This is a genomic window from Streptomyces sp. H27-H1 (genome assembly GCF_026627445.1).
Classification (GTDB): domain Bacteria; phylum Actinomycetota; class Actinomycetes; order Streptomycetales; family Streptomycetaceae; genus Streptomyces.
Map to the genome: position 1 here is coordinate 1 of NZ_JAPNLJ010000028.1, position 12,589 is coordinate 12,589.

13 protein-coding genes are annotated in these 12,589 nt (G+C 71.3%); 5 read left to right on the plus strand and 8 right to left on the minus strand.

The window, feature by feature from the left end; translation table 11 throughout:
- Positions 1–97 precede the first annotated feature (97 nt).
- The 5 genes from OTB20_RS26525 (at position 98) to OTB20_RS26545 (ending at position 5,991) form a co-directional block, all read left to right on the plus strand.
- Positions 98–1,555, plus strand: coding sequence for an MFS transporter (locus tag OTB20_RS26525; RefSeq protein WP_267821167.1), 1,458 nt, complete (start codon positions 98–100; stop codon positions 1,553–1,555).
- A 356-nt stretch (positions 1,556–1,911) separates the two neighbouring features.
- The gene (locus tag OTB20_RS42885; protein ID WP_420716495.1) at positions 1,912–2,115 is read left to right on the plus strand and encodes a type II toxin-antitoxin system death-on-curing family toxin; all 204 of its coding nucleotides are present in this window, start codon (positions 1,912–1,914) and stop codon (positions 2,113–2,115) included.
- A gap of 168 nt (positions 2,116–2,283) precedes the next feature.
- Positions 2,284–4,068, plus strand: a complete 1,785-nt coding sequence (locus OTB20_RS26535; protein WP_267758415.1) for a DEAD/DEAH box helicase — start codon at positions 2,284–2,286, stop codon at positions 4,066–4,068.
- Between the two features lie 392 nt (positions 4,069–4,460).
- Positions 4,461–5,102, plus strand: coding sequence for an IclR family transcriptional regulator (locus tag OTB20_RS26540; protein WP_054222485.1), 642 nt, complete (start codon positions 4,461–4,463; stop codon positions 5,100–5,102).
- Positions 5,103–5,193: 91 nt separating this feature from the next.
- The gene (locus tag OTB20_RS26545) at positions 5,194–5,991 is read left to right on the plus strand and encodes a S16 family serine protease (protein ID WP_267821169.1); all 798 of its coding nucleotides are present in this window, start codon (positions 5,194–5,196) and stop codon (positions 5,989–5,991) included.
- Here OTB20_RS26545 and OTB20_RS26550 read toward each other — a convergent pair.
- The 8 genes from OTB20_RS26550 to OTB20_RS26585 form a co-directional block, all read right to left on the minus strand.
- A complete protein-coding gene (locus OTB20_RS26550; protein ID WP_267821171.1) occupies positions 5,921–7,213 on the minus strand; it encodes an MFS transporter in 1,293 nt (430 codons plus the stop codon). The genes OTB20_RS26545 and OTB20_RS26550 overlap by 71 nt on opposite strands.
- Positions 7,210–7,455: a hypothetical protein gene (locus OTB20_RS26555; RefSeq protein ID WP_267821173.1), complete on the minus strand. Its 246-nt coding sequence runs from the start codon at positions 7,453–7,455 to the stop codon at positions 7,210–7,212. Before OTB20_RS26555 ends, OTB20_RS26550 begins: the two co-directional genes overlap by 4 nt.
- Positions 7,456–7,492: 37 nt before the next feature.
- Positions 7,493–8,125: an ArsR/SmtB family transcription factor gene (locus tag OTB20_RS26560; protein WP_267821175.1), complete on the minus strand. Its 633-nt coding sequence runs from the start codon at positions 8,123–8,125 to the stop codon at positions 7,493–7,495.
- Between the two features lie 86 nt (positions 8,126–8,211).
- Complete coding sequence (locus tag OTB20_RS26565) at positions 8,212–9,195, minus strand: glycine betaine ABC transporter substrate-binding protein (protein WP_267821177.1); 984 nt, start codon at positions 9,193–9,195, stop codon at positions 8,212–8,214.
- The gene (locus tag OTB20_RS26570; protein ID WP_267821179.1) at positions 9,196–10,062 is read right to left on the minus strand and encodes an ABC transporter permease; all 867 of its coding nucleotides are present in this window, start codon (positions 10,060–10,062) and stop codon (positions 9,196–9,198) included.
- The gene (locus OTB20_RS26575; RefSeq protein WP_267821181.1) at positions 10,059–11,351 is read right to left on the minus strand and encodes a betaine/proline/choline family ABC transporter ATP-binding protein; all 1,293 of its coding nucleotides are present in this window, start codon (positions 11,349–11,351) and stop codon (positions 10,059–10,061) included. Before OTB20_RS26575 ends, OTB20_RS26570 begins: the two co-directional genes overlap by 4 nt.
- Positions 11,344–11,991 carry an ABC transporter permease gene (locus OTB20_RS26580; protein ID WP_266908411.1) on the minus strand — a complete coding sequence of 216 codons (648 nt, stop codon included), beginning with the start codon at positions 11,989–11,991 and terminating at the stop codon, positions 11,344–11,346. The genes OTB20_RS26575 and OTB20_RS26580 overlap by 8 nt, the downstream gene beginning before the upstream one ends.
- A 48-nt stretch (positions 11,992–12,039) precedes the next feature.
- Entirely contained in the window at positions 12,040–12,510 is a 471-nt protein-coding gene (locus OTB20_RS26585; RefSeq protein ID WP_214951228.1) for an Lrp/AsnC family transcriptional regulator, read from the minus strand.
- Positions 12,511–12,589: the final 79 nt, after the last annotated feature.

Consider the following 12,589-nt stretch of genomic DNA (forward strand, 5'->3'; position numbering starts at 1 on the left):
GGGGGTGGGCGGTACCTTTGGCCTAGGGCTGGGGGAGGGGGTGGGATCCGCCTAAATGACAGGGTCGATCTGCAGGTACGGGCCTTACTCTGGGGCGATGAGCGCCCTCCCGCAGCGAACCACAGCGCCCGCCCCGATACCGGATCAGCCGGGGGGCGGGATTCTTGGGTCCGCGTACCGGACGCTCAGCATCGGGATCATCTCCGTTATTTTTCTGATCGCTTTCGAGGCCACCGCCGTCGGTACCGCCATGCCCGTGGCGGCCCGGGAGCTGGACGGGATCGCGCTCTACGCCTTCGCCTTCTCCGCCTACTTCACGACCAGCCTCTTCGGGATGGTGCTCTCCGGGCAATGGGCCGACCGGCAGGGGCCGCTCCGGCCGCTGACCGTGGGGATCGTGTCCTTCGCCACCGGGCTGGTGTTCTCCGGGACCGCCGGGGCGATGTGGATGTTCCTGTTCGGCCGGGCCGTGCAGGGGTTCGGCGGCGGGCTCGTGATCGTCGCCCTCTACGTGGTCGTCAGCCGGGCCTACGAGGAGCGGCTGAGGCCCGCGATCATGGCGGCCTTCGCCGCGAGCTGGGTCGTGCCGTCGATCGTCGGACCGCTCGCGGCGGGCACGGTGACCGAGCACCTCGGATGGCGCTGGGTCTTCCTCGGGATACCCGCGCTGGTCTTCGTACCGCTCGCGGTGGCGCTGCCGGCGATACGCCGGAGCGCCTCCGGGCCGGTGGACCCCGAGGCGCCGCCCGTGGCGTTCGACCGGCGGCGGATCCGGCTCGCCCTCGGAATCTCGGCCGGTGCGGGGCTGCTGCAGTACGCCGCCCAGGACCTGAGGTGGCTGTCGTTGCTGCCCGGACTCGCGGGTGCGGCCCTGCTGGTGCCCGCGGTGCTCGGGCTGCTGCCGCGGGGGACCTACCGGGCTCGGCGCGGGCTGCCGTCGGTGGTGCTGCTACGGGGCGTGGCGGCGGGGTCCTTCATCGCGGCGGAGAGCTTCGTGCCGCTGATGCTGGTCACCCAGCGGGGGCTGAGCCCGACCATGGCCGGATTCTCGCTCGCGCTGGGCGGAGTGACATGGGCCGCGGGCTCGTGGGTGCAGTCGCAGGGGCGGGCGGCGCCGTACCGGGAACGGCTGATGGTGCTGGGCATGGTCATGGTCGCGGCGGCCATCGCCGGGGTGCCGGCGGTGCTCGTAGAGTGGGTGCCGGTGTGGATCCTGGCGCTGGTGTGGGCGCTGGGCTGCCTGGGGATGGGGCTCGTCATCGGCTCCACGAGCGTGCTGCTGCTGAAACTGTCGGCGCCGCGGGAGGCGGGGGCGAACTCCGCCTCGCTGCAGATCTCGGACGCGCTGGCGAACGTGGTGCTGCTGGCTGCGGGAGGTGCGGCGTTCGCTGCGCTGGGTGGGGGTGCGGTGGGCTCCGCGGTGCACTCCGTGGGTGGGGCGGGTGTCGGCTCGCACCCTGGTGCCTTTGTCGTGGTGTTCCTGCCGATGGCCTGCGTGGCGTTGGTGGGGGCGTGGGTCGCTACGCGGGTGGACGCGGAGGGGCGGCTGGGCTGAGACCGGTTCCGCCGGTGGTTCGGCGCGGCGCCGTTGCGGGGGGCCTGCCCCCGGACCCCCGCGCCTCAAACGCCGGCGGGGCTGGATTGGACCCGGTGGGTGGTGCCGTGCGGCGCCGTTGCCGGGGGCCTGCCCCCGGACCCCCGCGCCTCAAACGCCGGCGAGGCTGGATTTGGCCCCGTGCGTCAAGCATCGGCGTGGCGCAATGTGGCCCCCGCGTTGCGTGCGCCCGGGCTGCTGGAGTCCGCCGTGCACCGGCCGCGGGCCCCGGGGGCCCCTCCCGGCGGTAGCTGGGGGCGTTCGGGACCTCGGCTTATGAGGACACCTACGATCAGGCGGCCGCCCTGCTGCACGGGATCGCGACGAACCATCCCCTCGTCGACGGCAACAAGCGCACGGCGTGGCTCGCCGCCGCCACCTTCCTCGCCCTCAACGGCGTCGATCTCGGTGATGCCGATCAGGACGTGGCGTACGACCTGGTCATCGACGTGGCGGCCGGTCACGAGGAGGACACCGGGCGGATCGCGGAGCGGCTGCGGGGCCTCGCGCGGGGAGTGTGACGCTCGCCGCACGCGCCGAGGTCACGGGCCTGTCCCTCCGCGAGGGGCGGGCACGGGCCGGTAAGGTGGCCCGGTTGTCCTACGTACGACTGCCCGTACCGCTGCCCGTACCGCTGCCCGGAATGCCGCCCGGCACGGATACGACGCCGAGAGCCCGAACCGGAGACCGTGACTACTACCGCCTCCCACCACCTCTCACCCGCCTTCCCCGGCCGCGCGCCGTGGGGTACCGCCAGCGCCCTGCGAGCTTGGCAGCAGGGTGCGCTGGACCGGTACCTGGAGACCCAGCCGCGCGACTTCCTCGCCGTCGCCACCCCCGGCGCCGGCAAGACCACCTTCGCGCTGACCCTCGCCTCCTGGCTGCTGCACCACCACGTGGTGCAGCAGGTGACCGTCGTCGCACCGACCGAGCACCTGAAGAAGCAGTGGGCGGAAGCCGCCGCCCGGATAGGGATCCGGCTCGACCCGGACTACTCCGCCGGTCCGCTCAGCAAGGACTACCACGGGGTCGCCGTCACGTACGCGGGTGTCGGCGTCCGGCCGATGCTGCACCGCAACCGGTGCGAGCAGCGCAAGACCCTGGTGATCCTCGACGAGATCCACCACGCCGGTGACTCCAAGTCCTGGGGAGAGGCCTGCCTCGAGGCCTTCGACCCGGCGACCCGGCGCCTCGCGCTCACCGGCACGCCCTTCCGGTCCGACACCAATCCCATTCCCTTCGTGGCCTACGAAGAGGGCAACGACGGGATCCGGCGTTCGTCCGCCGACTACACCTACGGCTACGGGAACGCCCTCGGCGACGGAGTCGTGCGGCCCGTCATCTTCCTCTCCTACAGCGGCAACATGCGCTGGCGCACCAAGGCGGGCGACGAGATCGCCGCACGCCTCGGCGAGCCGATGACCAAGGACGCCATCTCGCAGGCCTGGCGTACGGCGCTGGACGCGCGCGGCGACTGGATGCCGAACGTGCTGAGCGCCGCCGACCGGCGGCTGACCGAGGTCAGGAAGGGCATCCCGGACGCCGGCGGGCTCGTCATCGCCGCCGACCAGGACTCGGCGCGCGCCTACGCCAAGCTGATCCGCGAGATCACGGGAAACAAGGCCACCGTCGTACTGTCCGACGACACGGGCGCCTCGAAGCGGATCGACGAGTTCGCCGCGAGCAACGACCGCTGGATGGTCGCCGTCCGCATGGTGTCCGAGGGCGTCGACGTACCGCGGCTCGCGGTCGGTGTGTACGCCACCACCATCTCGACCCCGCTGTTCTTCGCGCAGGCCGTCGGGCGCTTCGTGCGCTCGCGCAGGCGAGGCGAGACGGCCTCGGTGTTCCTGCCGACCATTCCCTACCTGCTGGGCTTCGCGAACGAGATGGAAGTCGAGCGCGACCACGTCCTCGACAAGCCGAAGAAGCAGGGCGAGGAAGACCCGTACGCCGACTCCGAGAAGGAGATGGAGGAGGCGAACAAGCAGGAGGACGAGGACACCGGCGACGAGGAGCAGATGTCCTTCGAGGCGCTGGAGTCCGACGCCGTCTTCGACCGGGTCCTCTACGACGGCGCCGAGTTCGGCATGCAGGCGCACCCGGGCAGCGAGGAGGAGCAGGACTACCTCGGCATCCCCGGGCTGCTGGAACCCGACCAGGTGCAGATGCTGCTCCAGAAGCGGCAGTCCCGGCAGATCGCGCACAGCAAGCGCAAGCCGGACACGGAGGCGGACCTGCTGGAGCTGCCGGCCGACCGGCGGCCGGTGGTCTCGCACAAGGAACTGCTCGAGCTGCGCAAGTCCCTGAACACGATGGTCGGCGCGTACGTCCACCAGAGCGGCAAACCGCACGGGGTGCTGCACACCGAACTGCGCCGTGTGTGCGGCGGACCGCCGAGCGCGGAAGCCACCGCGGGACAGCTGCGCGAGCGCATCAAGAAGGTCCAGGAGTGGGCCACCCGCATGCGGTGATTTCCTACGGAATGCGACGCGGGGGGCGGGCGGAGATTCGTACGGCCCCCGCCCGCCCGGGCGCCGTAGCGGTGGCAAGGCGCCCGTGGTGAGGGGCGTGCGGGGCCGGGCTGGGCCCAGAGGCGGCACCAGGGCCCGGAGGTCACGAATTGACGGCGATGTGTGTTTTCAACCGGCATAAATCGACAGTAGGCGCCCGGATTCTGGACGAGCCCTTCCGCTGAGCGAACCCGCTCGCTACTGTCCCCGCATCGAACGCCCCGTGGCAGCGCCGCCGCGGGAGCGCAGCCGGTGCCATGGCCGCTACCGGCGGCCTCTCCGTGCGTCGCCGAGGGACCGGCGGCGCTATCCCCAGAGAGTCACCGCCGCCCACCGAAAGAGGGAGAGGCGTCGTGACCGCGGAAACCTCCCAGACTCTCGACCGAGGACTCCGAGTTCTCAAACTGCTCGCCGACACCGACCACGGTCTGACCGTCACCGAGCTCTCCAACCGCCTCGGTGTGAACCGCACCGTGGTCTACCGCCTCCTGGCCACCCTCGAACAGCACGCCCTGGTCCGCCGCGACCTCGGCGGCCGTGCCCGCGTCGGGCTCGGCGTACTGCGCCTGGGCCGTCAGGTGCACCCGCTCGTGCGCGAGGCGGCGCTGCCCGCGCTGCGTTCCCTGGCCGAGGACATAGGCGCCACCGCGCACCTGACCCTCGTGGACGGAACCGAAGCGCTCGCCGTGGCGGTCGTGGAGCCGACCTGGACCGACTACCACGTGGCCTACCGGCCCGGCTTCCGCCATCCGCTGGACCGCGGGGCCGCCGGCCGGGCCATCCTGGCCGCCCGTCAGGGCACGCTCATCGAGCCCGGGTACACGCTCACCCACGGGGAGCTCGAAGCGGGCGCCAGCGGGGCCGCGGCGCCCCTCGTGGGCATCACCGGGCTGGAGGGCAGCGTGGGCGTCGTCATGCTGGCCGACGCCGTGCCCGAGCGGGTCGGCCCGCGCGTGGTGGACGCCGCCCGCGAGGTGGCCGACGCCCTGCGCTGAGCCGCCGAGCACATCCGGACACCGAGCCGCGCCCCCGCCTGCAGGGGGCGCGGCTCGACCCGTCGCAGGGCGCCCGCGCTAGATTGGCCCGGTGCTCTCTCGCCTCACACGCCTGCCGCGTCCCGCCGCCCTCGCCGTCTGCGCCGTGCCCGCGCTCGCGCTGTTCGCCGTCGCGGCCCTCGCACCGCTGCCCTTCGTGATCGCGCAGCCGGGCCTCACGGCCGACGTGCTCGGCTCCCGCGACGGCAAGCAGGTCATCACCGTCACCGGGGCCCCCACCCGCGAGACCACGGGCCAGCTGCGGATGACCACCATCCAGGCCACCGGCCCCTCCACCTCCGTGACCTTCCCCGAACTGCTCGGCGACTGGTTCGACACCGCCCGGGCGGTCATGCCCAGGGAGTCGGTGTACTCGTCGGGCGGAAGCGACAAGGACATCGAGGAACACAACCTGGAGGAGATGACCAAGTCGCAGTCGACGGCCTCCGAGGCCGCCCTCGGCTACCTCCACAAGGACCCCGCGAAGGTGAAGGTCGAGCTGAACCTCGCCGACGTGGGCGGTCCGAGCGCCGGCCTGCTCTTCTCCCTCGGCATCGTCGACAAACTCGACGGGAACGGCAACGGCGGCGATCTGACCGGCGGCAGGACCATCGCCGGTACGGGCACCATCAGCGCGGACGGCGAGGTCGGCGCCGTCGGCGGGGTGGCCCTGAAGACTCAGGCCGCGCGGCGGGACGGGGCGAGCGTGTTCCTCGTACCGGCGGCGGAGTGCTCGGACGCGAAGTCCGAACTCCCCGAAGGGCTCCGGCTGGTCCCCGTCACCTCGCTGACGGATGCGGTGAACGCGCTGCGGGCTCTGCAGAAGGGCCAGTCGGTTCCGTCTTGCTGATCCGCGCCGGCTCCAGGCCCCGCCAGGACGGGAACACCAGCGGTGAGAGCGTGACGAGGAAGTACACCCCGCCGAACACCAGCAGCGCCCGCGTCACCCCGAACCCGTCGACCAGCAGCCCCGCGGCCAGCCCGCCCAACGGCATGGTCAGCTCGCAGCCCGCCTGGGTCACTCCCGCGACCCGGCTGCGCAGTTCGTCGGGGACCTTCTCCATGATCGCGGTGGTCAGGATCGGGTTGAGCACGCCCGCGCCCAGCCCCGACAGGGCCATGGTCACCGCGAGCGGCAGAGGGGTGTCGCTCCAGGCGGCGACCACGTAGCGCGGGGCTCCGCACAGCAGGAAGGCCGCGGCGAACAAGGCCCTACGGGGGAACCGCTCGCCCCAGGCTCCGTAGAGCAGGGCGCCCAGCAGCGCGAACCCGCCGAAGACGGCGATCAGCAGGCCGAGCGCGGTGGCCCCGCCGAGGGCTTCGCGGCCGTGGACGGGCAGCAGGACCGAGGACCAGCCCTGGTCGAGGCCGTTGGTCATCATCACCATCACCGTGATGCCCAGCAGCAGCCGGGCGCGGGTCAGGAACCGCCAGCCCTCGGCGAGTTCGGCCCGGTAGCCGGCCAGCGACACCTTCCCGGCGGCGCGCTGCGGCTCGGCGGCCGGTATCCCGCGCAGGAACGCGGTGACCAGCAGCGCGGACCCGCCGAAGGTGGCCGCGTCGAGGAGCAGGACCGACTCGGCGCCGACCGTGGCGATCAGTACGCCGGCCAGCGCGGCCCCGAGCATGCGGGCTCCGCGCGAGACGGCGTCGTAGAGGCTGGCGGCGCGGGCGACGGTGGTGCCGGCGTGCTCGGCGAGATGGGGGAGCAGGACGTAGCGCGCGGCCAGTCCGGGGGTGTGCACGAGCCCGCCGACGGCCATCAGCGCGCACAGCATCCAGAACTCGAGCAGCCCGGAATAGTGCAGCAGCGGGATCGCGCCCACGGACAGCCCGCAGATCAGGTCGGAGACGGCGGAGACCCGGCGGCGGCCGAGCCGGTCGATGACCGGGCCCCCCACGAGGGCGGCCACGGCGACGGGCAGGGTGGCGCAGAAGGCGACGATTCCGGCCCGGCCGGCGCTGCCCGTGGTCTGGAGCACGAACCACGGGACGCCGATGAGGGTCAGCGAACTCCCGGCTATCGAAATGGTGTTGGCGAGCAGGACGGCGGTGAAGGGGCGACGGCTCACGTGAGGCCGCCGTACGGGCGGGCGCCGTGCGTGCCGCGGGCGATGCGCGCGTGCAGGTGGGCGGGCTGGATCAGGTGGATGCCGGCGGCGATCAGGGCCTCGCCGACCCGGTTGCGCAGGGCGGAGGCGGGCCGGGGGCAGAGATGGGGAGCGGCCTCCCGGGCACGGCGCCAGGCGGCGGCCTCGGCGGTGCGGGTGGCGTGTGTTCCGGCATGGATTTCGGCATGGCTGAAGGCGTGCACGGCAGGGCTCCTTCTGCGAAATGGGTGGGGAAGGCGGCTACTTGGTGCGGACCGGGAAGGCGTGCGTGTGGAAACGGACCGTCTCCGTGCCTTCCGCGGGCGGCAGGTCGCGGTAGCTGTTGATGAGGTCGTGGACCTTGAGGATCAGCTCGTGGCTCTGCGCGGCGGTCAGTTGCAGCGAGAAGTCGCTGAGCTCGGAACTGCGCCGCCATTCCACCGACCAGGTGTGCGCGTCGCCCAGCCAGCCGGACAGCTCCTGCTCGTGGATCTTCACGATCTCCGCCAGGAAGACCTCCGCGGCGCCGCGCGTGGCGGGGTCGGCGTCGTAGATCAGTGCCTCGTCGAACGTGGTGCCGTCATGGGCGGGCCGCCACCAGCGCTCGCGGCCCTTGCCGTGCTCGGGGGCGTCCTCGACGAACCCGTACGCGGCGAGCTGGCGCAGGTGGTAGCTGGTGGCCCCGCTCGATTCCCCGAGCTGCTCCGCGAGCTGCGAGGCGGTGGCCGGCCCGTGCAGGCGCAGGTTGCCCAGCAGCCGGATGCGCAGCGGGTGGGCCAGGCCGCGCAGGGAGTGGGCGTCGAGCTGGCGGAGCTGGGGCTCGGCAGGCTGCTCCGGTCGCTCCGGCTGCTCTGGCGCCACCGGCTTCTGGGAAGGGTCGTTCTTCTCGGGCATGCCTCAACAGTAGAGTTGCAAAGAAGTCTCTGCAAGGGTTTCTTTGCAACGTCTTCTTTGGAACTTCCGGGCCGACTCGCCGCGGCTCACCCCTCCTTGATGAACCCCTCCGCCACCAGCCACTCCTTCGCCACGTCGTGCGGGTCCCGGCCCTCCACGTCCACCAGCGCGTTGAGCCGCTGCGCCGTCTCCGTCGTCAGCCGCTTCGACAGGGGGTCCAGGAGGCCGGCGATCGCCGGGTACTTCTCCAGCGTCTTGGCGTGCAGCTCCGGCGCCGCGTTGTAGTTGGGGAAGAAGTGCCGGTCGTCGGCGAGGGTGTCCAGGTCCATGGCCTTGATCCGGCCGTCCGTGGTGAAGGCCTCGCCCAGCAGGCAGGAATCGGACTTCGAGACCTGCGTGTAGATGATCCCGGCATCCATCTTCATGACGTTGCCCGCCGGGATCCTCATCCCGTACGCCTTCTCCATCCCCAGCAGCCCGTCCTCCCGCGAGGCGAACTCGTTCTCCACGCAGACCGTCACCGCCGAGGGATCGCGCTGCGACAGCGCCGCCACGTCCGACATGGTCTTCAGCTTGTACTTGGCGTTGTTCTTCTTGCTGATGGCGAGCGTGTACGTGTTGTTGAGCGTGGACGCAGGCAGCCAGGCCACGCCGTTCTTCACGTCCGCGTTCCGTACCGCCTCCCACTGCGCGTACGGGTCCGCGATCGGCTTGTCGTTGCCGAGGTAGGTGATCCACGCGGTGCCCGTGTACTCGTACATGGCGTCCGCGTCGCCCTGGATGATCGCCTCGCGGGCGCTGATCGAACCGGGCAGGTTGGTGCGGTCCAGCACCTCCGCGCCGGCCGCCTTGAAGATCAGGCCGATCATCTGGCCGAGCACGATGTTCTCGCTGAAGTTCTTCGAAGTGACCGTGAGCGAGGCGTCCTTGAGGGGCATTCCCTGGCCGACCGAGCCCGGCACCACGTCGTCCACCATCGGGGAACCGCTCTTGAGCCCGCAGCCGGCGAGCGCCAGCAGCGGCAGCAGGGCGGCGCAGGCCGCGACCGTCCGTACGGCGAGCTTGCCCATCTACGCCTCCAGCCCGCGCGGGGTCAGGACCGTCTCGGCCAGTGAGGCCAGCCAGTCCACGAACAGCGCCAGTGCCACCGTCAGCACCGAGCCCAGTACCAGTACCGGCATCCGCTGCGTCTGGATCCCGGAGGTGATCAGGTCACCCAGGCCCCCGCCGCCGCCGAAGGTGGCCAGGGTCGCGGTGCCGACGTTGAGGACGAGGGCCGTCCGTACGCCCGCCAGGATCAGCGGGACGGCCAGCGGCAGCTCCACCTTCAGCAGGGTTCCCATGGAGGACATGCCGATCCCGCGCGCGGCCTCCACCAGCTGCGGGTCGATCCCGCGCAGCCCCGCGACGGTGTTGGACAGCACGGGCAGGACGGCGTAGGCGACCATGCCGATGATCGCCGTCGAGGGGCCGATGCCTAGCCAGATGACCAGCAGGGCCAGCAGTCCGATGGCCGGGGTGGCCTGGCCGATGTTGGCGATGGCGGTGACCAGCGGGGCCGCCCGGCGCAGGCCGCTGCGGGTCAGGGCGATGCCGAGCGGGATCGCGATGATCAGCACCCAGAAGGTGGAGATCGCGGTGAGCTGGATGTGCTGCCACAGCCGGAGCTCGACGTTGCCGTCCGCGAGGGAGTTCTTGGCGATCGTGTCGAGGGTGGCGTTGGTGATCCACAGGTACGTGGCCAGCAGCACCAGCGCCAGCACGATGGGCAGGGTCACCAGCCGGGTCCAGGTCAGCCGGCGCGCGGGGCGGGCCGGCTGCGCGGCGGAGCCCGCGCCCTCGTCCGGCTCGGGCTGCTCCGGATCGTGGAAGGCGTGGCCCTTGACCTCGTGCTCGCCGGGCGGGCGTTCGGGGGAGACGGGATTCCTCGGGCTCATGAGCCGTCCGTACCGTCCAGCAGCCCTTCCAGGTCCCGCTCGACGCGGTGGTGGCGCAGCTCTTCCAGGTCGTGCGCGTGCTCGGCGGCCGTCAGCCGGTCGGCTTCCAGCATCTCGTGCACGGAGTTCATCAGGGTCTCCATGTCCACGACGCCGATGTACTCGCCGCGCCGCCCGGTGACGGCCACCCGGCCGCCGCTGTCGGTGAGCACCGCCTCCAGGGCGTCGTGCAGGGTCGCGTCCCGGGTCACCGTGTCGTGCACGAGCTGGCCGGCCCGGGCGAGGGAGCCCTTGGCGCGCATCAGGTCGCCGCGGCGCAGCCATTTGTACGGGCGGCCGCGCCGGTCCAGCATCAGCAGTTCGTTGCCCTGGCCGGCGCGCAGGGTGTTGAAGATCTGCTGGAGCGGGTCGTCCACGGACACGGTCGGGAACTCGGCGATCTCCACGTCCCGCACGCGGGTGAGGTTGAGCCGCTTGAGGGCCGCGCCGGCGCCGACGAACCCGGAGACGAAGTCGTCGGCGGGGTTGGTGAGGATCGCCTCGGGGGTGTCGAACTGGGCGATGTGCGAGCGCTCGCGCAGGACGGCGATCCGGTCGCCCAGCTTGATGGCCTCGTCGAAGTCGTGGGTGACGAAGACGATGGTCTTGTGCAGCTCGTGCTGGAGCCGGATCAGCTCGTCCTGGAGGTGGTCGCGGGTGATGGGGTCGACGGCGCCGAAGGGCTCGTCCATCAGCAGGACGGGCGGGTCGGCGGCGAGTGCCCGGGCCACGCCCACCCGCTGCTGCTGGCCGCCGGAGAGCTGGCGCGGGTAGCGGCCGTGGAACTCGCGCGGGTCCAGGCCGACCAGGTCGAGCATCTCCTCCACCCGGTCCTTCACCCGGGACTTGGACCAGCCGGTCATCTTCGGGACCAGGGCGATGTTCTCGGCGACCGTCATGTGCGGGAAGAGCCCGGAGGACTGGATCGCGTACCCGATCTTGCGGCGCAGTTTGACCGGGTCCATGTCGGTGACGTCCTCGTCGCCGATGCGGATCCGGCCCGAAGTGGGCTCGATCAGCCGGTTGATCATCTTGAGGGTGGTGGACTTCCCGCAGCCGGAGGGGCCGACGAAGACCACCAGCTCGCCCGCCTTGATCTCCATGGAGACGTCGTCGACGGAGGGGTTGGGGTTGCCCGGGTAGCGCTTGGTGAGGTTCTCCAGCTGGATGGTCGCGCCGGAGGTGGCGGCCGGCTGCGGGCTCTCGGCCGGCTGCGGGCCCTCGGTCGGCGCGGACGTCGGCTCAGACACGGATTCCCCTCGGGATGGTGAGACGGCCGAGCAGGACGTACGCGGCGTCGAAGAGCAGGGCGAGGATGACGACGCCGAGCGTTCCCGCCAGGACCTGGTTGATGGCGTTGGCGCTGCCGAGCGAGGCGATCCCGCGGAAGATCTCGTTGCCCAGGCCCGGCCCGGAGGCGTAGGCGGCGATGGCCGCGATGCCCATCAGCATCTGCGTGGAGACCCGGATGCCGGTCAGGATCGGAGGCCAGGCGAGCGGCAGCTCCACCTTCAGGAGCTGGGCGCCGCGCGACATCCCGATGCCCTTGGCGGCATCGACCAGGGCCGGATCCACCCCGCGCAGCCCCACGATGGAGTTGCGGACGATGGGCAGGAGCCCGTACAGGGTCAGGGCGATCACGGTCGGCGCGACACCGAGGCCCACGATCGGGATCAGCAGGCCGATCATGGCGAGGGAGGGGATGGTCAGCACCGTGGAGGTGGAGGTGACCGCGAGGTTCCCGGCCCAGCCGCTGCGGTAGGTGAGGACGCCGATGGCGACGCCGAGCGCGGTCGCGATCAGCATGCACTGGAAGACGGCGCTGGCGTGCTGGAAGGCGTCGGTGAGGAGCTGCTGGTGGCGGTTGGACAGGTAGGCCCAGAAGCTCACGCCACGTCACCTCGTCCGTCGATTCCGGGGGCCGGTCGATCCCTCGGATCAGTCGTCCTCGGCCGCTTGTTCGACCAAGGGGATGATCCGCAAGGGTACGGGATTCTCCATGACAATCGCTGTCGAAGCCCGAACGATCCCATCAAACGCGACAACTCGGTCGATCACCCGTTGAAGGTCCGCGTTGGACCGGGCCACGAGCCGGCACAGCATGTCCCCGTGGCCGGTCGTCGTGTGCAGTTCCAGCACCTCCGGTACGCCGCCCAAGTGCGCCCGTACGTCCGCCCCTTGGCCCTGTTTGATCTCCAGCGTGGCGAAGGCCGTCACCGGGTACCCCAGGGCCGCCGGATCCACCTGCGGACCGAATCCCCGGATGACTCCGTTCGACTGAAGCCGGTCCAGCCGGGCCTGCGCCGTACCACGTGCCACACCGAGCCGGCGCGAGACCTCCAGAACCCCGATCCGGGGCTCGCGGGCGAGCAGGACGATGAGCCGGCCGTCGAGCTCGTCGATTCCCATGGGTGCCTCCGGGGTGGTCGGTCGGTGGTCATAGTGCACAGATATCCCAGCCATGGTGGGCTGAGAGTGGGCAGTCTGT

Coding starts and splice junctions, on each gene's coding strand:
- OTB20_RS26570 (WP_267821179.1), bottom strand. CDS start 10,062: ATGAGCCCGAGGAATCCCGTCTCCCCCGAACGCCCGCCCGGCGAGCAC.
- OTB20_RS26560 (WP_267821175.1), bottom strand. CDS start 8,125: ATGCCCGAGAAGAACGACCCTTCCCAGAAGCCGGTGGCGCCAGAGCAG.
- OTB20_RS26525 (WP_267821167.1), top strand. CDS start 98: ATGAGCGCCCTCCCGCAGCGAACCACAGCGCCCGCCCCGATACCGGAT.
- OTB20_RS26565 (WP_267821177.1), bottom strand. CDS start 9,195: ATGGGCAAGCTCGCCGTACGGACGGTCGCGGCCTGCGCCGCCCTGCTG.
- OTB20_RS26585 (WP_214951228.1), bottom strand. CDS start 12,510: ATGGGAATCGACGAGCTCGACGGCCGGCTCATCGTCCTGCTCGCCCGC.